Source organism: Burkholderia stagnalis (assembly GCF_039848545.1).
GTDB lineage: Bacteria > Pseudomonadota > Gammaproteobacteria > Burkholderiales > Burkholderiaceae > Burkholderia > Burkholderia stagnalis.
Genome location: NZ_CP156687.1, coordinates 672741 through 695802 on the forward strand (window position 1 = coordinate 672741; position 23062 = coordinate 695802).

Below are 23062 nucleotides of genomic sequence, written 5' to 3' on the forward strand. Positions count from 1 at the left end.
CGCGCTCAGTCGACGTCGATCTCGATCGTGCGCGGCGTGCCGTGATGCGCGAGCAGCGTGTCGAGTCGCGCATGCAGCGTCGCGCCATGCGTGCAGAGTAAGTGCCGCGTCGCCGCGTCCGGCGTCTCGAACCGAAGCCGCAAGTCGAAACGCGAAAGAACCAGATGCAGCAGCGTGTCCGGCAGCAGCGCCGCATCGAGCGGCAAGCTGATGTCCCACTGGCCCGCCGCGTCGTCGCCGCACAGCGCGGCGATCTCGGCCGCGAGCGTCTCGGCCACGCGCACCATCCGCTCGCGCTGCGCGAACACCTGATTGACGAACGCATCGGAACCCGCGCACGCGCGCGCCATCGCTTCGCGCCCGAGCGCGTCCGGCAATGCGTCCGGGTCCCGCTCGAACGACGGCGGCGGGCCGTCTCGCCACGGCGTCGATGCATCGCGCCACCGCTCGTCGCCGGCCGATGCGCGTTCGCCGGCCGGCGCGACGCGCGAGCGCCGCAGCAGTTGCGCATAGTCGAAGCCGCGCCGGGCCGCGCGCGCAGCCGTCGGCGATCCGCCCGCTTCGGCCACCGGCTCGCCCGCGATGATCCGCACGGGCCTCAGGTCGGCGGCGCTCATGCCGGCGCCGCCGACGGCATCGTCACGCGGCCGACCGGCTGCAGCTCGACCTGGTCGCCGAGCTCCTGGTACGAATAGACCGGCAGCCAGCCGAGCCGCGCCTCGATCATCCGCCGCGTGTAGCGGCGCACGTCCATCGACGTGACGAGCGCGACGTCGTGGCGCGGCGTCTCGCCGACGAACGACGCGACGCTGTCGACCAGATAGCGGACCTGCTCGGGCGGCAGCGCGAGGAAGTTGCCGGCGGGCGTCTGCTTGATCGACTGGCGGATATGCTGCTCGACCGGCAGGTCGAGCAGCACGGCCGGCAGTTGCCGCGTGCCGCGCGACGCGCGATACGCGAGGTAGCGCGACAGGTCGCCGCGCACGTATTCGGCGAGCATCAGCATGTCCTTCTCCTTCGGCCCCCACGCGACGAGGCTCTCCATGATGTCGCGCGCGTTGCGGATCGGGATGTGCTCTTCGAGCAGGCGGCGCAGCACGTCGGCGATCCGCTGCGTCGGCAGCGCCTTCTGCACTTCGGCGACGAGCCCCGGATAGTCGATGCCGAGCTGGTCGAGAATCCACTGGGTTTCCTGGATGCCGAGGAACAGGTGCGCGTTGCGCCGCAACAGCGCGATCGTCTCGTGCGCGATCACCTGCTCCGCGCGCCACGCGCGCGCGCCGGCCGGCACCGCCTTGTCGTCGATCCAGTAGCTCTCGGCGAGGCCGCCCGCGGGCCCGCGCTTCGTGCAGCGGCCGGCGAGCGCCGGGTCCGACGCCGCGTCGGGCAGCATCGTCTGGTCGGCGGGCAGTTCGAACCGCGCCTGCGGCACGTCGCGCATCAGGATCTCGCAGGTCGCGTCGGGCAGCGCGTCGGTGGTCCACAGCGTGATGCCCGGAAACGGCAGCCCCTGCTCCTCCTGCAGCTTCGCGCGCTCCTCGTCGAACGCGCGATCGAGCGCGGCGGGCGCGAGCCGCGCGACCAGATCCGGCGACACCCGCACGCCGATCGCGCAGGTGAACAGCGGCGCGCGCGGCAGGATCGACGGCGTGCTGCTCTTCGCGCCCGCGCGCTGCAGCGCGATCACCGGCTCGCCGCGCGCGGTCGTGCGGCGCGCGCCCTTCTGCAGCCGGTAGCCGGCGAACGCCAGCATCGCCGACAGCAGCACGAACAGCATCGCCGGAAAACCCGGCACCGCGGCGAAGCCGACCAGCAGCACCGCCGCGAAATACAGCGCGCGATGGCTGCCGCCGAGCTGCTTCGCGATCTCCGAGCCGAGCGACGCGCCGTCGCCTTCGTCGTGATCGTCGGCGACGCGCGTGATCATCACGCCGGCCGCCACCGAGATCAGCAGCGACGGAATCTGCGACACCATCGCGTCGCCCACCGACAGGATCGAGAAGCGGTTCGCCGCGTCGCCGGCCGTCATCCCGTGGTACATCACGCCGATCGCGATGCCCGCGACGATGTTGACGAGCGTGATGATGAGCCCCGCGATCGCGTCGCCCTTCACGAACTTCATCGCGCCGTCCATCCCGCCGTGCAGCTGGCTCTCCTTCGCGAGCGTCGCGCGCTTGCGGCGCGCCTCGTCGGGCGTCAGGATGTTCGCGCGCAAGTCCGCGTCGATGCTCATCTGCTTGCCGGGCATCGCGTCGAGCGTGAAGCGCGCGCCGACTTCGGCCACCCGCTCCGAGCCCTTCGCGATCACGATGAACTGCACGGTCGTGATGATCAGGAACACGACGAGGCCCACCACCAGATTGCCGCCGACGACGAGCTCGCCGAAGCTTTCGATGATGTCGCCCGCGTTCGCGTGCAGCAGGATCGACTTCGTCGACGCGATGTTCAGCGACAGCCGGAACAGCGTCGTGAACAGCAGGACCGACGGAAACACCGACAGCGACACGATGCTGCCGACGTACATCGTCACCATCAGCAGCGTGACGCTGATCGCGATGTTGATGCCGAGCAGCACGTCGATCACTTCGGGCGGCAGCGGCAGGATCATCAGCGAGACGATCGCGACGATCAGCATCGTGATGCCGACCTCGCCGCCGGCGGGAAGTTTGAGGGTTTTCAGCGTCATGACGACCTCGCGATGGGAGCGACGGCGGCTTCGGCGCGCGTGCCCGCGACCGATTCGACCCAGCGCAGGATCGTGGCCACCGTCTCGAACAGTTCTTCGGGAATCGCCGCGTCGCGCTCGACGCGGTACAGCGCGCGCGCAACGGGCGGGTTGCCGACGATCGGCACGCCTTGCGCATGCGCGTGGCGGCGCAGCGCGAGCGCGCCGTCGTCGACGGCCTTCTCGATCACCCGCGGCAGCGGATGCTCGTCGGGCGCGTAGCGGATCGCGACCGCGTAGTGCGTCGGGTTGACGACCAGCACGTTCGCCTGCCCGACCTTCTGCCGCGCCGGCGCGCTGGTCGCGATCTCGCGCGCGAGCCGGCGGCGCTCGCCCTTCGTGTGCGGATCGCCTTCGCTCTCCTTGTGCTCGCGCTTCGTCTCTTCCTTCGTCATCCGGTTGTCGCGGATGAACATCACGCGCGCGAGCTTGTAGTCGGCCGCCGCGAACACCGTGACGACGAGCGCGACCACGCCGAGCAGCTTCATCAGCACGGTCCACAGCACGCGCGACAACTGCGGCGTCGCCTCGTACACGCTCGCGACGACCAGCGGGAACAGCGACGTCATCAGCTTCCAGATCACGCACGCGAGCACGATCGCCTTGACGATCATCTTGACGAGCTCGATCAGCGACTTCATCGAGAAGATCTTCTTGATCCCCGCCATCGGGTTGATCGCGTCGAACTTCGGCATCACGGGTTCGAGCGTGATCAGGAACCCCGCCTGCGGCGCCTGCGACACGATGCCCGCGACGATCGCGGCGGCGACGAACGGCAGCATCGTCAGCGCGGCGCTCGCGGCAAGGTCGTGCAGCGCCGAGAACGTTGCCTGCGGCGTGCGATCGCCATTCACGAAATCGAGCGCCGTGCGGATCGTGCGCGTCAGGCCGCCCAACAGCAACGATTCGCCCGCGCTCAGCACGCCGATCACGGCCGCGAGCGTCACCGCGTCGGCGACGTCCTTGCTCTTCGCGACCTGGCCCTTCTCGCGAACTTTCTTCAGCTTCCGCTCGGAAGGCTCTTCGGTTTTCTCTTCGGCCATCGCCGCCGTTCCTGTCGAGAGTCGGACATGACGCGTACGTTAGCGGCGCACGAACGCGCAGGCGCTTGCCGACCCGAAGCGGCGCCGTCGGGCGCGAAGCGCACGACGCCGCTTCGCGCCGCGCGCGCACGCTTCGCATCGGCGCCCGGCCGGCCGCGGCGCGCTGCTACCTTGCGCCTCATACGCCTTTCCCTCAACGACATGCGCCGCTCGCGCGGCGCCACGGAGCGCACACCATGGACGAATCCCGGCCGACTTACCTGCGATGCAGCCAAGCGGCGCTGAACGAACTGATCGACGCCGCGAGCCTTGCGCTCGGCGGCGCGCTCGACGGCCCGGCCGCCGATCCGTACGACATCGGCCTGCTGATCGACGCGCTGCGCGTGCTCGCGCCGCAGCTGCCGGCCGCCGACATGTTCGACGGCATGCTGCACGTTGCGCTCGGCAACTGGGACGACGCGGTGCGCGTGTTCGCGGAAATCGCGAACGGCACGACCAACGCGATCTACGGCAAGGCGCTGCTCGCGTTCGCGCTGCAACTGAAGCGCGACCCCGAATGGCGGATCGCCGCCGACGAAGTGCTGGCGGCCGGCAGCCCCGCTCAGGCGGTCGCGCTGGTGCGTGCGCTCGAACGGCAGCACGACGTGATGCTCGCGAAGGAACATGCGGACCGCACGGGCGTCTGGGAATTGCCCGAATCGGCCGCCGCGGCGAACGGCGATGCGACCGGCGCCGCACCCGCGAACGCGGCCGGCGGCTTCGACGCGCAGGCGGCGTTCGCGCATCAGCAATATCTGCGTCTTTGACGAGGAGGCCGACATGACCGCCCCGCTTTCCCCGACCGACCTGACCCGGGCGCTCGACGTCGCCTTCTCCGACGCGGCGGCGGCGCCCGCCGGCGCCACGAGCCACGTCCCGCCCGAGGTTTCGCCCGACGTCGCCGGCCGTTTCCAGGCGCTGATGTCGAACGCAACGCCGACGCCGCCCGTCTCGCACGCGCAGGAAGGCAGCGCGATCTCGAAGCTCGTCGAGACGTCGGACGCCGCGATCAGGCAGACGCTCGACAACGCCGCGTACCTGAGCCAGCACGCGGACGAGCTGTCGATGAACCAGATGTTCGCGGCGTCGATCCAGGCGTCGGCCGAGGCGACCGCGATGCAGATCGACCTGCAGGCGAAGATGGGCGTCGTCACGTCGACGAAAGATGCGATCGGCTCGCTGATGAAGAACCAATAGCCATGAACCGACTCCATCCCCCGATCTCCGCGAGCGGCCGCCGCCGCACGGCCCGGCTCGCCGTGCTGCTCGCGAGCGCCGTGCTCGTCGCCGGCTGCCAGCAGGAGCTGTACGGCGGCCTCGCGGAGCGCGACTGCAACGAGATGATGGCCGCACTGCTGCAGAACGGCGTCGACGCGCAGAAGAAGTCGCCCGACGGCGGCAAGACCTGGACGCTCGCCGTCGACGACAAGCAGATCGTCAAGGCGATGGAAGTGCTGCGCGCGCGCGGGCTGCCCGCGACGCGCTACGACGATCTCGGCGCGCTGTTCAAGAAGGACGGCCTCGTGTCGACGCCGACCGAGGAACGCGTGCGGTTCATCTACGGCGTGTCGCAGGAGCTGTCGGACACGCTGTCGAAAATCGACGGCGTCGTGGTCGCGCGCGTGCACATCGTGCTGCCGAACAACGATCCGCTCGCGCAGGTCGCGAAGCCGTCGTCGGCGTCGGTGTTCATCAAGTACCGGCCGAACGCGAACCTCGCGACGCTCACGCCGCAGATCAAGAACCTCGTCGTCCATAGCGTCGAGGGGCTGAAATACGACGAGGTGAGCGTCACGTCGGTCGCCGCCGAGCCGATCGATCTCGTGTCGGCCGCGCAGCCGTCCGCGCAGAAATCCGGCGGCGTCGCGCTCGTCGGCGTGCTGATCGCCGTCGTCGTGTGCATGTTGCTCGCGGCCGGCGGCGGCGTGCTGTGGTGGCGTGCGCGCAAGCAGGGCGGCGCGGGCGCGGGCGGCCTCGCCGCGCGGCTGCGCGGCGGTGGCGGCGGCGATGCGAACGCGGCTGCTTCTCAGCAAGCCTCCGCGCGATGAGCGGCGGCGCGACGGTCGCGAGCGTCGCGACGCGGGCCGCATGGCTCGCCGGCTACGACACGAACGCGCGACGCGCGGCCGACTGGGCGCACGCGAGCTGGCACGGCGCGCTCGCGCCGCTCGTCGCGACGATGCATGCCCATGCGCCCGCGCTGCGCGCCGCGTGCTCGCTGCGGCTGCTGCGCACGCTCGGCATTGCGTCGCCGTCGCTCGACGGCTTCGATGCGCCCGCGAACCGGCTCGCCGCGCTGCCCGTCGCCGACGCGCTGCGGCTGTTGCGCGTGCGCGCGCTGCTGCGGCGGCGCACCGAGCTGCGCCACTGGATCGACCGGGCGAGCCGCGAACGGCTTGCCGGCTGGGTCGGCGCCGACGGCTGCCGCGCGCTGGCCGCGCTGCCGGATGCGCCGCGCGCGCGCGATCTCGACCGGCGCGAGCCGGCCGCGCCGCTCGCGCAACTGTCCGGCGACGACGTCGCCTGGGAAGGCTGGTGCCTGTTCGAGCACGAACGGGCGTGGTCGGCGGCGGGGCCGATGCGCATCGTGCGCCTCGCGCTGCCGCGCGACGCCGTGCGCCCGCCGTGGATCGAACACGCTGGCGCGAGCGCCGACGGCGCGACGCTGCTCGCGCGCCTGCCGTCGCTGTTTCCGGAGTGGTCATGGCTTTTTGGCTGAAGAACCGACAGATCCCGCTCGCCGACGATCTCTGCATCGACGCGCCGCACGGCGTGCTGCGCCGCGACGCGTACGAGACGGTCGAGGCGCTCGACGCCGCGCTCGACGCGCTCGCGGCGGAACGCGACGCCGTGCTGCGCGCGGCCCGCGACGACGCCGCACGGATCGCCGCCGACGCGCGCACGCAGGCCGACGCGCTCGTCGCAGCAGCGCAGCGCGAGCACGACAGCGCCTATGCGCGCGGCTACGACGCGGGCCGCGCGCAGGCGATCGCCGACTGGCATGCGAAAGCGGCCGATTCGTTCGAGCAGGAGCGCAACGTGCGCGACCGGATGCGCGAACGGCTCGCGGAGCTCGTCGCCGCGGCCGTGCAGCAGATGGTGCGCACGGAAGACGCGCGCGGCCTGTTCGCGCGCGCGGCGGAGACGGTGGAGCGCGTCGTCGCCGGCGCGAGCTACCTGACGGTGCGCGTGTGCGACGCCGATTACGACGCCGCGCGCGAGCAGTTCGGGCTGCTCGCCGACGCATGGCGCCGGCAGGGGCGCAACGTGCCCGTCGACGTCGTGGTCGAGCCGCGCGTCGCGCGCGGCACCTGCGTGTGCGAATCCGACTTCGGCACCGTCGACGCGAGCCTCGACACGCAGCTGAATGCGATCCGCGCGGCGCTCGCCCGCGCACTCGACGACGCGGGGCGCGCATGAACGCGCTGACCGACCTGTCCCGCGTCGCCGACGCGATGGCCGCGCGGCTCGCGATCGAGCCCGCGGTCGGCATGACCGGCAAGGTGCTCGAGGTGATCGGCACGATCGTGCGCGTCGTCGGCCTCGAGGCGACGCTCGGCGAGCTGTGCGAGCTGCGCAGCGCGTCGGGCGTGCTGATCCAGCATGCGGAAGTGGTCGGCTTCACGCGCAACGTCGCGCTGCTGTCGCCGTTCGGCACGCTCGGCGAGGTCAATCGCGGCACGCGCGTGATCGGCCTGCGGCGGCCGCTGTCGGTGAAGGTCGGCCACGGCATCCTCGGGCGCGTGATCGACAGCTTCGGCGAGCCGATCGACGGGCGCGGCCCGCTCGACTACGACGCGCTGCGCCCGGTGCTCGCACCGCCGCCGAACCCGATGTCGCGGCGCATGGTGGACGCGTCGCTCGCGACCGGCGTGCGCATCGTCGACGGCCTGATCACGCTCGGCGAAGGCCAGCGGATGGGGATCTTCGCGCCCGCGGGCGTCGGCAAGAGCACGCTGCTCGGGATGTTCGCGCGCGGCGCGTCGTGCGACATCAACGTGATCGCGCTGATCGGCGAGCGCGGCCGCGAAGTGCGCGAGTTCGTCGAGCTGATCATGGGCGAGGACGGCATGGCGCGCTCGGTGGTCGTGTGCGCGACCTCCGACCGCTCGTCGATCGAGCGCGCGAAGGCCGCGTATGCCGCCACCGCGATCGCCGAGTATTTCCGCGACCAGGGCAAGCGCGTGCTGCTGATGATGGATTCGCTGACGCGCTTCGCGCGCGCCGGCCGCGAGATCGGCCTCGCGGCCGGCGAGCCGCCCGCGCGGCGCGGCTTCCCGCCTTCGGTGTTCGCCGAGCTGCCGCGCCTGCTCGAACGCACCGGGATGGGCGAGCAAGGCTCGATCACCGCGCTGTATACGGTGCTCGCGGAGGACGATTCCGGCAGCGACCCGATCGCCGAAGAAGTGCGCGGCATTCTCGACGGCCACATCATCCTGTCGCGCGATATCGCCGCGCGCAACCAGTATCCGGCGATCGACGTGCTCGGCAGCCTGTCGCGGATCATGCCGCAGGTCACGACGCGCGAGCACGTCGGCGCGGCCGGCCGGCTGCGCCAGCTGCTCGCGAAGCATCGCGAGATCGAGACGCTGCTGCAGCTCGGCGAATACCAGGCCGGCAGCGACCCGGCGGCCGACGAGGCCGTCGCGAAGATCGACCGGATCCGCGCGTTCCTCAACCAGCGCACCGACGAGTACATGGCGCCCGAAGCGACGCTCGCCGCGCTGCACGCGCTCGTCCAACAATGAAGCACCGCACGCAACGCGCGTTCGAGACGCTGCTCGCGCGGCGCGAGCAGCGCGGCGCGAAGCTGCGCGACGCGCAGGCCGCGCAGCGCGCCGAACGCGACGCGGCGGCGGCCGAGCTCGCGCAGGGCGAAGCGCACGCGTACGCGAAGCTCGACGCGGCGAATCGCTATGCGGCGCGCGTCGACGCGATGGCCGCCGGCCACGCGCCGTTCACGATCGGCGATTACGCGGCATGCCGCCGCTATCGCGACGTGCTGCTCGACGAGCACGCGCTCGCGAGCGCACAGTGCGCACGGCTGCGTGCGGCCTTGCAGGCGAAGCTCGACCAGCTCGCCGCGACCGCGCGCCAGATCGCGCGCAACGACGCGCAGATCGACGTCGTGCACGAGCGGATCCGCCGGCTCGCACGCGCGGCCGACGCAGCGGCCGAGGACGTGCAGGACGAGGAGATCGAGGAAGGCGTGCTCGCGCGCCGGCTCGCGGCCGCGCGGGCATCCAACGAGACGGACGCATGACGACCTACGACATCTTTCCGCTGCAGCACCTGGGCGACGAATTCATCAGCTTCATCGTGCTGCTCGCGCTGTCGAGCGAGCGGCTGCTCGTGATCATGACGATCCTGCCCGCGACCGCCGACAACGTGATGAAGGGCCCGATGCGCAGCGGCGCGGCCGCGGTGTGGTGCCTGTTCGTCGCGTGCGGGCAACAGGCGCTGCTGCCGCAGCTTCACGGCGCGTTCCTCGTGATCGCTTGCGCGAAGGAGGCCGTGATCGGGCTCGTGCTCGGCATCGCGGCGTCCACCGTGTTCTGGGCCGCCGAGGCGATCGGCACCTACGTCGACGATCTCGCCGGCTTCAACAACGTGCAGATGCAGAACCCGAGCTCGGGCACGCAGACGTCGCTGATGGCCACGCTGTTCGGGCAACTGACGATCGCGTCGTTCTGGCTGCTGGGCGGCATGACGTTCCTGCTCGGCGCGCTGTATGAATCGTATGCGTGGTGGCCGCTCGGCTCGTTCGATCCGGTGCCCGCGCCGCTGCTCGAAATGTTCGCGCAGGCGCGCATCGACATGCTGATGAACATGGTCGCGCGGATCGCCACGCCGATGATGGCGATGCTGCTGCTCGTCGACCTGGGCCTGGCGTTCGTGTCGCGGTCTGCGCAGAAGCTCGACCTGATGAACGTCAGCCAGCCGCTCAAGGGCGCGATCGCGGTGCTGATCGTCGCGGTGCTGGCGGGGAGTTTCGTCAGCGAGATGCGCGGGCAGATTTCGCTGGCGGGGCTCGCGCAGCAGGTGAAGCAGCTCGCCGGTCATTAGCGGGAAATCTGCAGGAAGCGCGCATCGGCGCTCATGTCGTTTGCCGGGGGTATCGATCCATACAGGAGGCACGTCGTCATGTTGAAGTCGGTTCAGCAGTCAACGCAGTCGTCCACCGTCGCCGATCCGAACCGGAACGCGCCGGGTTCCTCGTCGAACCCGCCAAGCGACCGGCCGAGGCGCTCGCTCGGCGCGTTCTCGCACGGGCAGTTGCGCAGCGCGCGTGAGGCGGTCAATCACAGCCGAAGCGACGCGCCGCCGCAGTTGCCGCCGCTGTCGCTCGGCGAGCCGCTTTCGTTTGGCGCCATCATCGGCCAGACGAACGGCAGCACGTCGCCGACCACCGCGCCGCCGCCTCCACCGCCCCCGCCCACTACACAGCAGGCTGCTCCGCCGCCCGTCGACGCATTCCACGCCCCGCCTCCCGAACGCCAGCCCGGCCAGGCCTACGACCGCAGCAAGCCGGGCTTCACGCTCGTCGAGGCGAACGGCATCCGCCCGCTCGCGCCGCTGTTCAACGCCGCCGCCGCCAATCATCACGGCGCGGACGCAACCGGCCTCGCGATCGGCGGGCTCGGCGCCGGCCTCGCGCACGAGACGGTCGGCGCGGGCGTGAACGGCCATGCGCTGTTCGCATCGTGGCGCAAGCGCCGGCGCTACGACCACCAGTTGTCGGCGATGCGCGACCGTGACGTCGCGGCGTTCAGCGGCGCGGCCGCCGGCAGCGATGCGCGCCGGCTCGACCGGCTGATGCTCACGCGCGACCGCAAGGGCAGGCTCGACTACGACCTCGACAAGGTGATGACGCTTGCGGCGAGCGACGATCCGCAGCTTGCGGCCGAAAGCGCGCGTGCGAAGGACGTGCTGCTGACGCTCTACATCCGCCACGAAGTCGCCGGCAAGCGGATGAACCGCGCCGCCTACGAGCTCGGCCGCAACGCGCTCGGCATCGCGTCGGGCGCGGCGCTGATCGCCGGCACGCAGGGGCTTGCGGCCGCGCCGGCCAGCGCGGCCGCGATCGCGACGAAACAGGCGGGCTTCGCGCTCGGGCTGATGAACGCGCTCGACATCGGCAAAGGCGTGCGCGGCGTGAAGCAGCGGATGCGCAACGACAAGGCGCGCGAGATCGACCGTAACGCGCTGCGCGAGCGCATGTCGCTCGATACGCGCGGCATCGACGACGAGACGCCCGACGAAGCGATCGAGGGGATCCATGCGGTGCTGAAGGACAACGGGCGGATCGAGGCCGATCGCAAGCGCTTCGGCAAGATCGTTCCGGGGCGCTGGATCGACGAGAAGAAATCGACGACGAACAAGAACGACATGGCCGACCTGACGGCCAAGCACGCGATGACGATCGTCGACCGCAGCATCGATCGCTTCGCGGGCGAAGGTCACGCGAAGCTGCATGCGTTCTACCGGGGCATACACGCGAAGGATGCGTCGACGTCGCAGCAGAAGCGCGCGCTGCGCGATGCGATCGACAAGGATGCGGATCTCATGAACGCATTCAACCTGATGCGCGATCTCGGCATGCGCAGCGGCGAGGCGCGGGTCGCGATCGAAAGCCTGATCGTGCGGCGCATCGAGATCGGTCTCGCGAACGATGCGGCGACGTCGCATGCCCGCGCGACGGATGCGGGGAGGGAGTATGCGGAGCAGGCGGCATCGGGTGAGCGCGCGCCTGATGACGTGACGGCGATGCGGACGGTGTTGCAGCGGCGGTGAGTGAGCGATGCGCGGCGACACCCGATGCCTGCCCATGCATTCGACGTTTCGCTTTCGCGTCGCGCGCTTCGCGTGTCACGCCGCCCCCCTCGCCGCGACGCGCATCATGCCCTCATCGATCGACGGTCGCCGACATCCGGTTTCGACGAACACACTGCCAGTCGATCGTTCCGTCGAGCGCCGCGGCGCCCGGCGGCCCTTTCATCTCTTGAGCAAAGGTCTCGACCATGCCCGATAAAATCAACGGCGGCCACGCCGCGCCGCTGCAGAACTACACCACGCCTGCTCCGTCGAGCGGCGATTCCCAGCCGACCCGGCGCCCGAACGAGCGTTCGACCGGTGGCGCATCGCTGACGGGCCTGCAGAACCTGTCGACGCCGCATACGCGCCGCCAGGAGGTGACGGAGCAATCCGCCGCCTACATGGGACAATCGAACGCAACCTACTATTCGGCGGCCGTGCATCACGTCAGCTCGACGCTGCAGAGCAATGGGTTCGGCATTACGCCGGGTTCGCGCGACAGCGTGCTCGGCAACCTCCACGGCATCTCCCAGGGCACGCAGACGCACACCGGTGCGCACATGACCGAAAGCAAGTCGTTCGGCACTGACGCACTCGGGCATTTGCAGCGCGGCGAATACCGCGACGGCGCAGTCACCGCGTTCGGTTCGGCGCTCAATGCCGCGGCGTCGATGACCGTCGGGCCCGCGCGCGATTTCGAGGCGGCGCGTCATAGTTCGAATGCGTGGGACGCCTCGCGCGCGACGGCGAGCCTGCACCAGGATTTCGAAACGCTGCCTTCCCCGAAGCGCGAGTGAGGGATTCGAGCGTCACGTGGCGCGCCGACCGCTTCCGTTCATTCGGAAGGGGTCGCGCGCGTCACGCCGCTTCTTGCAACACCGGCACGGATGCGCGTCAGCGCATATCTACAGCCCCATAAATCGCATGTTCGCGCCGCGTAACCACAGCCCAATATCGGTCGCCGTAGGACCAATGCCACCATTCGAACGGGTAGTTGACGAAGCCTGCTTCGCCCAGAACGGTAAAGAGGATCCGGCGATGCGCCGCGGCTTGCGGCTCCAGCGTGTCGCACGCGGAGCGGCATGCGCCGTTGGACGAGGCCTCATCGGCGTCGTACGGGCATCCGAGATTCAGTTCCCTGCCTTCGCCGTCGCACAGCGTGACGTCGATCGCCCCGCCGGTCGGATGCCCGGCGACCGAAGGCGGCGCGACGTACCGGGAAGCCAACACGTTCGCGTCGTCTTCCGCGATGCCCGGATGGTGGGCCAGGATCTTGTGCCGATACTCCCGGAACCACTTGTCCTGCAGCGTCGACGGACGCAAGGACTCTTTCACCAGCAACGTAAAACCATCCGGAAGCTGTAGCGACGCTTTCGCCAGTTTCACGCCGACCGTCTCGCGCGCGCGAAAATCGAGGTCATAACCGAGGTTGGCGCGGTGTTCCGTCGAATGATCCATTCGCAGCCGCGTGCTCAGCCCATCGAGCGCGACCAGCGGCTCGCCGGTGTCGACGACCGGAATCAGCGCAACGCGGGAATCGGAAAGACTAAGCAAGGTCATGTCCACTCTCGTTGGTCAAAACATTCGGCGCACCCACGCGAACCCTTCGCGGTAAAGATCGGCCAGTTCCCTCGCCTTGCCTTCGAGCGTCGCCGCATCCGCATGCAGTGCGTCGCCGATCGCATCGCCGACATCATCCACGCCGACGACGCCCGGCACCCCCGCCGCCTCCCACGTCGCCACATACGCACCCGCCTTCGTCATCCGCGCGCCGTCGCCCGGATGACGGACGTTGACGCGCGGCCGCGCGAACGACATCGCGACGATCCGGCCATGCAGGCTGCTGCCGCAATACACGCGGCTGCCGGCAATCAGCGCGCCAATATCCCACAGATCCAGCGACGAAAAGAGCCTGACCGACGCGCCCCGCATCCGGCCGGCGATGCGCTCGTAGCACGCGAGATCGTCGTGCCACGGCGCCGCGCCCGCGCGGAACAGCACGATGCCGAGCCGATGCGACTCCGCCGCGCGCGTCAGCGCATGCGCGAGCAGGTCCAGCGTGGCATCGTCGCCGAAATCGGCACTGAACTGCACGGCCGCATAGCCGCCGGGAAACGCGCGCAACACCTCCCGCATCGCGCGCTCGCCGGCGTGGCGGCGAATCCGCGCGCCGAACAGCGCGCAGGTCATGGCTGCCGGATCGGGCACGAGCCGCGCGCGAATGCCCGCCGCGCTCAGCAGCGCATGCGTGTGCGCGTCGCGCACGCTGACGTCTTCCGCCGCCGCGAGCGCGGCGAGCACCTCGTCGCGCAGCGCCGCATCGACTGCGTCGAGCGCGACACCGCCGACCGCATTGAACGCGACGCGGCGCATCGGCGCGTCCGGATACGCATGCCGAGACAGCACGTACGGTGCCAGCGACGCCGTGCCGAACCGCGCATGCGCCCACGCGGGCCCGTTTTGCGCCCACGTGTCGGCATGCGCGAGGTCGTCCCGGGTCTCGCCCGGGCGCGACAGCATGACGGCCGCTTCCCACGCATTGCAGGTCAGCAGTTCGCCGCCGACATGCACGACGTTCAGCGCGTGCCCGCGCGAATCCGCCGCGATCCGGGCGAACGCGTCGACGCGATGGCCGCCGTAGCGGCGCAGGTCGCGCGTGGCCAGGCCGGCGAAACGCAGGTCGCCGCCGTCGAGCATGCGCTCGGCGACGTGCGGGAACAGCAGGTCGCCGAAATTGTGCCGATCGAACGCGCCGAACAGGACGGTCGGCGTGTCGTGCTGCGCGTGTCTTCGCATCGCGGGAAGTCCGGTGGGCGCATGACCGGCGTCATGCGCGAATGAGCGTACGTAACAGAGAGTCTATCGGCATCCGCTTGCAAACGCCCCGGCCCTTCGTCCCGTGACCTCGCGCGGCACGTTCGGCCCATGGGCCGCCGCCACGCGCACGCCTATCGTTCACGCATGCCCGCTCGCGGGCCTTCACCCGTCCACGCAAGCACTGGAGAGCCAACCATGCCGATCTACGAAGCAGGACAACACGTGCGCCTGAAAAATGGCCGCAGCGGCGTCATCGAAGGCGTCGATACCGAAACGACGCCCGGCGGCACGACGCTGCATTACCGCATCGCCCCGACGGGCACGCCGCCGAGCCCGGCGGTGCGCGTGAGCGCCGGCGACATCGCCGGGATCGAGTCATACACGAGCGCCGCGCAAAAATTCCGTTCGGTCTCCGGCGACAAGCGCACGACGGGCCTCTGGTATTCGTGGGGGCCCGCCGCGTACAACGTGCAGTGGATCGATGCGTGCACGCACGGGCGGCTCGCACAGCATGCGGCCGGCATCCCGAAGGCGGCCGACAATCTCGTCGGCGCAGGGCTGTACCTGGCGCGCGAGATGTGGCGCTCGTCGGTGTATGCGACCGAGGACGCGACGCTGCTGATCGCGTCGCTGCGCGACGTGCCGACCGTCGACGATCAGGACACCGCACAATGGGCCGATCTCACTGCCAACAATCCGGCCATCACGCGCCAGAATCTGATCACCGAAAAATCCGTGCTGGCGCCGGATCACATCCCGCCGTACCTGTGGATCTACACGACCAACGGCAACTTCGCGTGCCTGACGGCCAGCGACAACGTCAGGCTGACCACCGATCTCGGGGCGATTCCCGAAACCGTCCTGCTCGCGCAGTTGAACAAGCTCGCGGCGGTCGCCTACGCGCCGCTCATCAAGCAGATCGCGATCAGCCCCACGCTGTCGGCGCATGCGCGGGACGCGCTGATGAAGAAGGCGGGCACGCATTGATGGCGTCGATGCGTCGGCTGACCTGCATCGACGCATCGAATCACCGAACAATGACGCCGACTCTTGCGGCGCAGTCATCAATTCCCCGTACAACCGCCTCGTCATCGATCCAGCTTCCAACACAATCAAACTTTTTTTGATTCAAGCTAAAAATGTTTGACATGACGATTTCAGTCGGATAAGTTTTGTGCAAGCTTCCGGAAAGAAAAACGGGCCTCTGCGGCGCACGCATCGCGTAACGAACACGGGCACCGTTTCGCAACAGTCAGTTCCCGTCACACAACTCCGGCGGACGACGCATCGTCCGGCCCCGCGCGGCCGGATGAATCGATCGGCCGCAACCGTTTTGCCGGCAACACGCCGCCCGATCGATTCCTGGTCGTTCGCATCGGCGCGGCGTGTTCTTTCTCGCCGGCATCGCAGCAAGATCCAGCTACACCTACAACATCGTCGACTCGTGCCGTTCAATGCCATCCTGGGGGGTGTATGGGCATGTCCAGATTGATTCGCACTGCTTCGCTTAAATCGACCGTCGTCGGCGCGGCGCTGGCCGGGCTCTCGTCGGCCGCCTGGGCGCAAGCGGCCGCCGCGCCGTCCGGCCCCGGGCCGGCCGATGCGGTCAACCAGCTCATCATCAAGTTGCGCGCCGCGAAGGCCTCGCCCGGCGCGTCGATCGCGCGCGCCGAGCCCACGGACGTGCAGGCGGTGATCGATCGCGTGCTCGCCGCGCGCAAGGCCCGCGCCGGCGCGCGCGCGTTCGGCGCGTCCGCCGCCACCGCGCCCGGCAACGCGGGCGACCCCGCTGCCGGCCTGCGCGTGAAGCGCGACATGTCGGGCGGCGCGACCGTGCTGTCGCTGCAGCGCCACGTGTCGGTGGCCGAAGCCGAAGCGCTCGCGCGCGATTTCGCGGCGGACGGCGCGATCGAGTATGCGGAGCCGGACGCGCGGATGCGCGCGTTCCTCGTGCCGAACGACACGCGCTACTCCGAGCAGTGGGGTTACTTCAATCCGGCCGGCGGCGCGAACCTGCCGAAGGCATGGGATCGCACGACGGGCTCGGCGAGCGTCGTCGTCGGCGTGATCGATACGGGCTATCGTCCGCACGCGGACCTCGCGGCCAACCTGCTGCCCGGCTACGACTTCGTGTCGGATCCGGCCGGCGCGAACGACGGCGGCGGCCGCGACAACAGCGCACTGGATCCGGGCGACTGGGTGACCGCGCAGGAAGACGCCGATCCGAACGGCCCGTTCTACGACTGCGGCGCGAGCAACAGCTCGTGGCACGGCACGCACGTCGCCGGCACGATCGGCGCGGTGTCGAACAACGGCAACGGCGTCGCGGGCATCTCGTGGGCCGGCAAGGTGCTGCCGGTGCGCGTGCTCGGCAAGTGCGGCGGAACGCTGAGCGACATCGCCGACGGCATGCGCTGGGCCGCGGGGCTCGCGGTGCCGGGCGCGCCGGCGAACCCGAACCCGGCGAAGGTGCTGAACCTGAGCCTCGGCGGCTACGGCCGGACCTGCAGCACGACCTACCAGAACGCGATCAACGCGATCACGGCGCGCGGCACGAACGTCGTCGTCGCGGCCGGCAACAGCGGCGGCCCCGTCGCGCAGAGCCAGCCCGCGAACTGCCAGGGCGTGATCGCCGTCGCCGCGATCGACAGCCGCGGCGTGCGCGCGAGCTTCAGCAACACCGGCCCGGCCGTGAAGATCGCCGCACCGGGCGTCGGCATCCTGTCGACGCTCAACGCCGGCCAGACGTCGCCGGGCGCGGACAGCTACGCGAGCTACAACGGCACGAGCATGGCGACGCCGCACGTCGCGGGCACGGTCGCGCTGATGCTCGCGGTCAATCCCTCGCTGTCGCCGGCGCGCGTGCTGCAGATCCTGCAATCGACCGCGCGGCCGTTCGCGAGCGGCTCGAACTGCTCGACGAGCACCTGCGGCGCGGGCCTGCTCGACGCGGGCAACGCCGTCGCCGCCGCCGCGCAGTAAGCGAACACGGGCGTTGCCGCGAGCAGGCGGCGCGTTCGCGCGCGGCATGCGGCGCGCGCCGCCTGCTCCCGATTGCAACGCCCGTCTCGCGGCGCCGCCGGCGGGCCTTGCCGTGCCGGCGGCGCCGAAGCATCGCGTCGCGAACGCGCCCGGCCGAGTCCGGGCGATGCCGCGTGCGATGCGGCCGGCAGCGTCAGCCGGCTTCGTTCCACACGACGCCATCCATCACGGGATGACCGTTTCCCGATCCGTATCGATACAAGGACAACAATGAGACATCATCGAACCGAACCGCGACGCGCCTGGCTCGTCGCGCTCGCGGCCGCCGCCACGCTCGCCGCGTGCGGCGGCGAAGACGGCGCCGGCGTGCCCGGCGCCTCCGCGCTCGCGCAGGGCCGGCAGGACGAAGCCGCGGCGCCCGCGGCCGACGCGAAGCAGCTCGCCGCGCGCTTCTCGCCGTCCGGCGTGCCGTATGCGAGCCTGACGAGCGGCCGCTATCGGCCCGTCATCCAGGACGGCCAGGTCCAGCCGTCGCTGTCGGGCGGCACGATCGCCGAGGAAGCATGGGTCGACACGCCGGTCGATTCCGACGGCGACGGCACGCAGGACCGGATTCACGTGCGCATCGTGCGCCCGGCCGAAACCGCGACCGGCGCGCGCACGCCGGTGATCGTGCTGGCGAGCCCGTACTACAACAACCTCGCCGACAGCCCGAACCACAACGTCGACGTCGAGCTCGACGGCACGCCGCACCCCACCACGTCGGCGCGCATCATGGCCGCCGCGCCGCAGACGCGCATCCTGCAGCAGCTCGAGGCGGCCGCGGCCGGGCGTTCGTGGATCGAAGGCTACTTCGTGCAGCGCGGCTTCACGATCGTCTATGCGGATTCGCTCGGCACCGCGGGCTCGGACGGCTGCCCGACGATCCTGACGCGCGACGAATCGGTCGCGATGGCGTCGGTGATCCACTGGCTCGGGCGCGGCGCCGCCGCGAAGGACGTGAACGGCAAGCCGGTGGTCGCGAGCTGGTCGACGGGCCACGTCGGCATGTACGGCGTGTCGTACGACGGCACGCTGCCGAAGATGGTCGCGAGCCTGCGCACGCGCGGGCTCGACGCGATCGTGCCGGTGGCCGGGCTGTCGAACATGTACGGCTACTACCGCTCGGGCGGGCTCGTGCGCGCGCCGGACGGCTACCAGGGCGAGGACGTCGACGTCTACATCAAGGCGCTGCTGACGAACCCGCATCCGGAACGCTGCACGCACCTCGTCGACGAGGCGCTGCAGCGGGAGGATCGCAAGACGGGCGACTACTCGGCGTTCTGGGCGGCGCGCGAGATTCCGACCGCGCTCGCGGTCGCACCGGCGCTCGTCGCGCAGGGGCTCACCGACGACAACGTGCGCACCGACCAGTCGACGTCGTGGTATCTCGCGATGCGGCGCCAGGGCGTGCCGGCGCAATTGTGGCTGCACCGCGCGCGCCACACCGATCCGACCCGCGTGCCGGCGATGGCCGCCGAATGGACCGCGCAGGTGAATCGCTGGTTCACGCGCTATCTGCTCGGCTTCGACAACGGCGTCGAACGCAGCCCGGGCGCGGTGATCGAGCAGGCGGACGGCACGCTGCTGAAGGAAGCGAGCTGGCCGGCGCGCGGCGCGGCACCGGTCGCGTATTTCGCGGGCGGCGACGGCACGGGCACCGGTTCGCTGCTGCGCGAGCCGACCGGCGGCCCGCTCGTGAAGTTCACCGACGACGCGCGGCTCACCGCGCTCACGCTGGCGAACGCGAACACGGGCGAGCACCGCTCCCGCTTCGAGACGGCGCCGCTCGCGAGCGCGACGCGGATCTCGGGCAGCGTGACCGCGCGCGTGCGGCTGACGTTCTCGGCCACCGCGAACGTGACCGCGCTGCTCGTCGATCGCGCGCCGGACGGCAGCGCGACGATCGTCACCCGTGCGTGGACCGACCCGCGCAACCGCCTGTCGAGCTGGCTCTCGGAGCCGGTGCTGCCCGGCATGCCGTACGACCTGCGCCTGACGTTCATGCCGCGCGACTACAAGCTCGCGGCGGGCCATCGGCTCGGGCTCGTCGTGTTGTCGAGCGACAACGAGGCGACGCTGCGGCCGACGCCCGGCACCGAGCTGACGCTCGATCCGGCCGGCACGTCGGTGACGGTGCCGCAGCTTCCGGCGTAACGCAACGGTGCGCGCGCCGGCGCACGGTCAGTGGTCCGTGCGCCGGTGCGCGCAAGCGCGGTCGATCCAACTTGCTACGCGGCGCGCCGTCATGCGGTGCACCGCCTGCGCAGCGCCCGCTCGAACGGCGCGATCTCTCATTGGTCGACCTTGGCTTTGGCTTTGGCTTTGGCCTTGGCTTTGGCTTTGGCTTTGGCTTTGGCTTTGGCTTTGGCTTTGGCCTTGGCCTTGGCCTTGGCCGCGCGGATCGCGCCGTCGAAGCCCGGCTCGGTGGCGACGTGAAGGTTGTCGACGCTGACGTACCACCTAGCCGTCGCAAGGCACCAGCGTATGCGGCGCGCCGCCCTCAGCCACGGGAACCAGCGCCACACGTCAGCATTGGCGGCACGCGCCGCTCGCCTCGCCCGGCAGATGCCTCACCCGGCAGATCCCCGGTACTCGTCGAAGTCGATGCTGCCCTCATCGGGTCTCCCCGCCCGTCACCGGGATGCCCCGCAGCGCGCGCATCCGCCTGCCGATGCCGCCGAACCGCTCCGCCGACGTCTTAGAATAGCGGGGCGCGCCGGCCCGGCGCCGCGCGAATCACCAGACGACCCATGACCCACATCGATCCTTCGTACGATCAATCCGTATCGTCCATCCACAACCGCCTGTTCTTCCGGCTGTTCCAGGCCGGCAATACCCTCGACCGGCAGACGATCAAGGCGCTGGGCATCACGACGGTGCAGTGGTCCGTGCTGGGCGCGCTGTCGCGCCAGCAGGTGGCCGACGGGATGTCGTTTTCCGAGCTGGCCGACTATCTCGTCGTCAGCCGGCAGAGCCTCGATGGCGTACTCAAGCGCCTGGAGCGCGAGGAGCACGTGCGGCGCGTGGCCGACACCGTCGACCGGCGCGCGAAGATCGTCGTGATGACCCCGCAAGGGCGGGCCTTCTGGGACAGCCTGCAGCCGAAGATCTACGAGTTCTATCGGCAGGCGCTCGCCAGCTTTCGCTTCGACGACAAGGTGTCGCTCGTGCACTTCCTGAACCAGCTCAACAAGGGCATGGGCGACGTGAATCTCGGCGAGACGGCGGCGGGCGATGCGCGCGACGCCGCCGTGTCCGCGCATGAGGACGAGTGATTGCCGCCCGGCACATCCCGCTCACTGCCCTTCGAACCGGGGCTTCTTGCTGGAACGGCGTCAGGCATGCGGATCGGCCTCGTCGAGCAGACCTCCGGATACCGTCATCGACATAGCGATCTTCACCGCGACCGCTCGCCGAACACCCACCAGCGAGCGGACGCGAAGTTGGCCGCGAGGCCCGCGACGGAACCGAGCGCGACGCCCCACAGCGGCAGGTACGGGCTCGTCGGCAGCGTCAGGATCGCGACGCTGTACGCGCCATAGTTGATCGCCCCGCCGAGCGACATCGCCAGCAGGTAGCGCCACCATTCGCGCCACGCCGATTGCGGCCGCCGCTGCTCGAACGTATGGCGCCGGTTGATCCGCCACGTGGTCCAGACGGCGGCAAGGAACGACAGCGCCCGCCCTTCGAAATACCCGGCACCGCCTCGCACGAGCAGCGACAGCACGCCGGCATCGACGGCGAAGCCGATGGTGCCGGCAATCAGGAAGCGAAGGAACTGGGTTTTCAGCATGGACGTCGACGGAAGGAAACGCGAGCGTAACACGCACCGCCTCGCCCCCTCCCCCCGGTAAATCGATATCAGAACTGCTTCGGTTGCACCGCCCCCGCCCTCCCTACACCGGTCCGCTCTTGTCATGACAAGTTGACCCTGTCGAAAGCGAACCTCGTCGCGCTGCCGCCGCAGGCGCTCCATGCGCAGAGCGGGCGTTACCGATGCGGATGCTGGTGAACTACCCGCCAAAGGTGTCAGTGTCGTCGCAATCCTTACCATCGCCTCATCGCGCCCCCCGCGATGCCGGACACGCGACCGTACGCCGGTCGCGCGTCCCGCTCGCTCAGCGCGGCGTCGAGCGCAGCGACGACGGCCCGCCCGTCAGCGCGATCCGCTTGCCGGTGTCGCGCAGCCTGCCGCCGTCGACGGCATAGAGCGCGAGCTGCCGCTCGACGTTGAACTGCACGATCACGTGGCGGCTGTCGGCCGTAAACACGATCCCTTGCGCCGCCTCGCCGCCCGGCGCCTCGCCGGCCTTGACGGCCTGGCCGTCGCGGATCGCGAACAGCAGCACCTTGCCGCGCGCGCGGCGGCCGGCGTTGTCGGTCGTCAGGTTCGAACCGTCCATCGTCTGCACGGCGATCCACTTGCCGTCCGGCGAAATCGCGACGCCCTCCGGCAGCGACGGCACGCTCAGGTACTGGACCGTGCGGAACGGCTCGCGCGACACGTCGATCAGCGCGACCGTATCGGCATCGCCCGCGAGCTTGCCCGCATAGCCCGGCAGGCCCGCGAGCCCGACGTTGCTGACCACGGCCCAGCGGTTGTCGCTCGACACGTCGATCGTGTACGGCGCCACCCCGCTGGACAGGCGCGTGCCGCTGTCGGTCACCTTGCCGCCGTCCACGTTCAGCACCGCCACGCCCTGCTCGTCGCGCAGCGCGACGAGCGCATGCCGGCCGTCGTGCGTGAAGCTCACGCCGCCGAGCCGCTTCTTGCCGATCTTCAGGCTGCCGTCGAGCGTCACGCGCGTGCCGCCCTCGGTGCCGTCGATGCGCAGCACCGACACGCCGCCGTCGACGTCCGTGACCAGCGCGAACCGCCCCGAGCGGTCGATCGCGATGCCCTGCGGATGCGCGGCCAGATCGATGCGCGTGACGGCGGGCGGCGCCGCCTTCAGGTCCACGACCTGCAGGAACGTGTCGAACACGAGCCGCTTCGCGGCCTGGTCGTAGCGGGTGGGCGCGGCGACGAGCGCGACGCTCGCGTCGGGCGTGACGGCGACCGCCTGCGGCGGCCCCTGGATCCCGTTCTCGACGTCCACCTGCAGCGCGACCTTCGGCGGGAACGTGGCGGCGTCGAGCAGCGTCAGCGTGTCGGACGGCGGCGCGGCCAGGTAGGTGTCGCGGCCCTCGACACGCTGGTACTTGCCGTCGTTGGCGGACACGATCCAGTCGGCGGCATGGGCGGTGAGCGCGGCGGCGGCAAACGCCAGCCCCGCGATCACGCGGGTCGGCCGGACGGAGGGTTGGTTCGCTTGCATTTCTCTCGGTTTCTCCTTGTTGTATGACGCCGGGCGTGCCGGGCGCACGCCGGGCCGCTCGATACTACCCCGGCCGCCGAAAACCGGCCTTCCCGCCCATCCGCCGCCCCACAGGCGCCCGTCCGTTCCGGCACCAATTAAAAATCCGAACCGGAATCGTTTGCGCGCCAGGGCGTGGCGTTCAGTTTGTTTAGTCCTTGCCGTTATCTTTTTTAGGCGTTTCGTCGCGAAATGCGGCAACCCGAGTGCGCGACCGGCCGCCGACGGCAGGCGCAGCGGGA

Annotated in this window: 21 protein-coding genes and 1 pseudogene; 14 read left to right on the top strand and 8 right to left on the bottom strand. The window is 70.2% G+C overall.

Features of this window, described 5'->3' with window-relative positions:
* Window positions 1–5: 5 nt before the first annotated feature.
* The 3 genes from sctP to sctU are packed head-to-tail and all read right to left on the bottom strand — an operon-like array spanning window position 6 to window position 3768.
* Entirely contained in the window at window positions 6–617 is a 612-nt protein-coding gene (sctP, locus tag ABFO07_RS33750; protein ID WP_059810013.1) for a type III secretion system protein SctP, read from the bottom strand.
* Window positions 614–2686 (bottom strand): type III secretion system export apparatus subunit SctV, encoded by a 2073-nt coding sequence (sctV, locus tag ABFO07_RS33755; protein ID WP_347469782.1) that lies wholly within the window; start codon window positions 2684–2686, stop codon window positions 614–616. The genes sctP and sctV overlap by 4 nt, the downstream gene beginning before the upstream one ends.
* Window positions 2683–3768: a type III secretion system export apparatus subunit SctU gene (sctU, locus tag ABFO07_RS33760; RefSeq protein WP_124490484.1), complete on the bottom strand. Its 1086-nt coding sequence runs from the start codon at window positions 3766–3768 to the stop codon at window positions 2683–2685. Before sctU ends, sctV begins: the two co-directional genes overlap by 4 nt.
* Before the next feature lie 236 nt (window positions 3769–4004).
* On the opposite strand from sctU, the gene ABFO07_RS33765 reads away from it, so the two are divergent.
* The 10 genes and pseudogenes from ABFO07_RS33765 (at window position 4005) to ABFO07_RS33810 (ending at window position 12419) form a co-directional block, all read left to right on the top strand.
* Window positions 4005–4574, top strand: coding sequence for an HrpB1 family type III secretion system apparatus protein (locus tag ABFO07_RS33765; protein ID WP_060350666.1), 570 nt, complete (start codon window positions 4005–4007; stop codon window positions 4572–4574).
* A gap of 13 nt (window positions 4575–4587) precedes the next feature.
* Window positions 4588–5004, top strand: a complete 417-nt coding sequence (locus ABFO07_RS33770) for a type III secretion protein HrpB2 (RefSeq protein ID WP_059881452.1) — start codon at window positions 4588–4590, stop codon at window positions 5002–5004.
* Window positions 5005–5006: 2 nt separating this feature from the next.
* Window positions 5007–5855, top strand: coding sequence for a type III secretion system inner membrane ring lipoprotein SctJ (gene sctJ / locus ABFO07_RS33775; protein WP_060350667.1), 849 nt, complete (start codon window positions 5007–5009; stop codon window positions 5853–5855).
* Window positions 5852–6526 (top strand): type III secretion protein HrpB4, encoded by a 675-nt coding sequence (locus ABFO07_RS33780; protein WP_060014992.1) that lies wholly within the window; start codon window positions 5852–5854, stop codon window positions 6524–6526. The genes sctJ and ABFO07_RS33780 overlap by 4 nt, the downstream gene beginning before the upstream one ends.
* Entirely contained in the window at window positions 6511–7227 is a 717-nt protein-coding gene (gene sctL, locus ABFO07_RS33785; protein ID WP_059891626.1) for a type III secretion system stator protein SctL, read from the top strand. Before ABFO07_RS33780 ends, sctL begins: the two co-directional genes overlap by 16 nt.
* On the top strand, window positions 7224–8555 hold the full coding sequence (gene sctN, locus ABFO07_RS33790) for a type III secretion system ATPase SctN (protein WP_059557876.1): 1332 nt from the start codon (window positions 7224–7226) through the stop codon (window positions 8553–8555). The genes sctL and sctN overlap by 4 nt, the downstream gene beginning before the upstream one ends.
* Window positions 8552–9070: a type III secretion protein HrpB7 gene (locus tag ABFO07_RS33795; RefSeq protein ID WP_060014996.1), complete on the top strand. Its 519-nt coding sequence runs from the start codon at window positions 8552–8554 to the stop codon at window positions 9068–9070. The genes sctN and ABFO07_RS33795 overlap by 4 nt, the downstream gene beginning before the upstream one ends.
* Window positions 9067–9864: pseudogene (sctT, locus tag ABFO07_RS33800) on the top strand (type III secretion system export apparatus subunit SctT); the annotation flags it as partial. The gene ABFO07_RS33795 and the pseudogene sctT, both read left to right, overlap by 4 nt.
* 87 nt (window positions 9865–9951) lie before the next feature.
* Window positions 9952–11601 carry a hypothetical protein gene (locus tag ABFO07_RS33805; RefSeq protein ID WP_347469783.1) on the top strand — a complete coding sequence of 550 codons (1650 nt, stop codon included), beginning with the start codon at window positions 9952–9954 and terminating at the stop codon, window positions 11599–11601.
* A gap of 227 nt (window positions 11602–11828) precedes the next feature.
* On the top strand, window positions 11829–12419 hold the full coding sequence (locus tag ABFO07_RS33810) for a hypothetical protein (protein ID WP_347469784.1): 591 nt from the start codon (window positions 11829–11831) through the stop codon (window positions 12417–12419).
* Window positions 12420–12516: 97 nt separating this feature from the next.
* On the opposite strand, the gene ABFO07_RS33815 is transcribed toward ABFO07_RS33810, so the two are convergent.
* Complete coding sequence (locus ABFO07_RS33815) at window positions 12517–13182, bottom strand: M15 family metallopeptidase (protein ID WP_060148569.1); 666 nt, start codon at window positions 13180–13182, stop codon at window positions 12517–12519.
* Window positions 13183–13197: 15 nt separating this feature from the next.
* Window positions 13198–14418: a polysaccharide pyruvyl transferase family protein gene (locus tag ABFO07_RS33820; RefSeq protein ID WP_347469785.1), complete on the bottom strand. Its 1221-nt coding sequence runs from the start codon at window positions 14416–14418 to the stop codon at window positions 13198–13200.
* Window positions 14419–14634: 216 nt separating this feature from the next.
* Here ABFO07_RS33820 and ABFO07_RS33825 point away from each other — a divergent pair, with 216 nt between their 5' ends.
* From ABFO07_RS33825 to ABFO07_RS33835, 3 genes are all read left to right on the top strand, one after another.
* Complete coding sequence (locus ABFO07_RS33825) at window positions 14635–15426, top strand: hypothetical protein (protein WP_059959526.1); 792 nt, start codon at window positions 14635–14637, stop codon at window positions 15424–15426.
* Between the two features lie 486 nt (window positions 15427–15912).
* Window positions 15913–17421: a S8 family peptidase gene (locus ABFO07_RS33830; protein WP_347469786.1), complete on the top strand. Its 1509-nt coding sequence runs from the start codon at window positions 15913–15915 to the stop codon at window positions 17419–17421.
* Window positions 17422–17691: 270 nt separating this feature from the next.
* The gene (locus ABFO07_RS33835; protein WP_060365447.1) at window positions 17692–19617 is read left to right on the top strand and encodes a Xaa-Pro dipeptidyl-peptidase; all 1926 of its coding nucleotides are present in this window, start codon (window positions 17692–17694) and stop codon (window positions 19615–19617) included.
* Window positions 19618–19754: 137 nt separating this feature from the next.
* Here ABFO07_RS33835 and ABFO07_RS33840 read toward each other — a convergent pair whose 3' ends face one another.
* Window positions 19755–19988 (bottom strand): hypothetical protein, encoded by a 234-nt coding sequence (locus ABFO07_RS33840; protein ID WP_347469787.1) that lies wholly within the window; start codon window positions 19986–19988, stop codon window positions 19755–19757.
* 225 nt (window positions 19989–20213) lie between these two features.
* Here ABFO07_RS33840 and ABFO07_RS33845 point away from each other — a divergent pair, with 225 nt between their 5' ends.
* On the top strand, window positions 20214–20738 hold the full coding sequence (locus ABFO07_RS33845; RefSeq protein ID WP_059557898.1) for a MarR family winged helix-turn-helix transcriptional regulator: 525 nt from the start codon (window positions 20214–20216) through the stop codon (window positions 20736–20738).
* A gap of 122 nt (window positions 20739–20860) precedes the next feature.
* Here ABFO07_RS33845 and ABFO07_RS33850 read toward each other — a convergent pair whose 3' ends face one another.
* Together ABFO07_RS33850 and ABFO07_RS33855 are read right to left on the bottom strand one after the other, a co-directional pair.
* Window positions 20861–21256 carry a GtrA family protein gene (locus ABFO07_RS33850; RefSeq protein ID WP_311732866.1) on the bottom strand — a complete coding sequence of 132 codons (396 nt, stop codon included), beginning with the start codon at window positions 21254–21256 and terminating at the stop codon, window positions 20861–20863.
* Window positions 21257–21581: 325 nt separating this feature from the next.
* Complete coding sequence (locus ABFO07_RS33855) at window positions 21582–22781, bottom strand: YncE family protein (protein WP_060148565.1); 1200 nt, start codon at window positions 22779–22781, stop codon at window positions 21582–21584.
* Window positions 22782–23062 lie beyond the last annotated feature (281 nt).

Coding starts and splice junctions, on each gene's coding strand:
- sctP (WP_059810013.1), bottom strand. CDS start 617: ATGAGCGCCGCCGACCTGAGGCCCGTGCGGATCATCGCGGGCGAGCCG.
- sctV (WP_347469782.1), bottom strand. CDS start 2,686: ATGACGCTGAAAACCCTCAAACTTCCCGCCGGCGGCGAGGTCGGCATC.
- sctU (WP_124490484.1), bottom strand. CDS start 3,768: ATGGCCGAAGAGAAAACCGAAGAGCCTTCCGAGCGGAAGCTGAAGAAA.
- ABFO07_RS33765 (WP_060350666.1), top strand. CDS start 4,005: ATGGACGAATCCCGGCCGACTTACCTGCGATGCAGCCAAGCGGCGCTG.
- ABFO07_RS33770 (WP_059881452.1), top strand. CDS start 4,588: ATGACCGCCCCGCTTTCCCCGACCGACCTGACCCGGGCGCTCGACGTC.
- sctJ (WP_060350667.1), top strand. CDS start 5,007: ATGAACCGACTCCATCCCCCGATCTCCGCGAGCGGCCGCCGCCGCACG.
- ABFO07_RS33780 (WP_060014992.1), top strand. CDS start 5,852: ATGAGCGGCGGCGCGACGGTCGCGAGCGTCGCGACGCGGGCCGCATGG.
- sctL (WP_059891626.1), top strand. CDS start 6,511: ATGGCTTTTTGGCTGAAGAACCGACAGATCCCGCTCGCCGACGATCTC.
- sctN (WP_059557876.1), top strand. CDS start 7,224: ATGAACGCGCTGACCGACCTGTCCCGCGTCGCCGACGCGATGGCCGCG.
- ABFO07_RS33795 (WP_060014996.1), top strand. CDS start 8,552: ATGAAGCACCGCACGCAACGCGCGTTCGAGACGCTGCTCGCGCGGCGC.
- ABFO07_RS33805 (WP_347469783.1), top strand. CDS start 9,952: ATGTTGAAGTCGGTTCAGCAGTCAACGCAGTCGTCCACCGTCGCCGAT.
- ABFO07_RS33810 (WP_347469784.1), top strand. CDS start 11,829: ATGCCCGATAAAATCAACGGCGGCCACGCCGCGCCGCTGCAGAACTAC.
- ABFO07_RS33815 (WP_060148569.1), bottom strand. CDS start 13,182: ATGACCTTGCTTAGTCTTTCCGATTCCCGCGTTGCGCTGATTCCGGTC.
- ABFO07_RS33820 (WP_347469785.1), bottom strand. CDS start 14,418: ATGCGAAGACACGCGCAGCACGACACGCCGACCGTCCTGTTCGGCGCG.
- ABFO07_RS33825 (WP_059959526.1), top strand. CDS start 14,635: ATGCCGATCTACGAAGCAGGACAACACGTGCGCCTGAAAAATGGCCGC.
- ABFO07_RS33830 (WP_347469786.1), top strand. CDS start 15,913: ATGGGCATGTCCAGATTGATTCGCACTGCTTCGCTTAAATCGACCGTC.
- ABFO07_RS33835 (WP_060365447.1), top strand. CDS start 17,692: ATGAGACATCATCGAACCGAACCGCGACGCGCCTGGCTCGTCGCGCTC.
- ABFO07_RS33845 (WP_059557898.1), top strand. CDS start 20,214: ATGACCCACATCGATCCTTCGTACGATCAATCCGTATCGTCCATCCAC.
- ABFO07_RS33850 (WP_311732866.1), bottom strand. CDS start 21,256: ATGCTGAAAACCCAGTTCCTTCGCTTCCTGATTGCCGGCACCATCGGC.
- ABFO07_RS33855 (WP_060148565.1), bottom strand. CDS start 22,781: ATGCAAGCGAACCAACCCTCCGTCCGGCCGACCCGCGTGATCGCGGGG.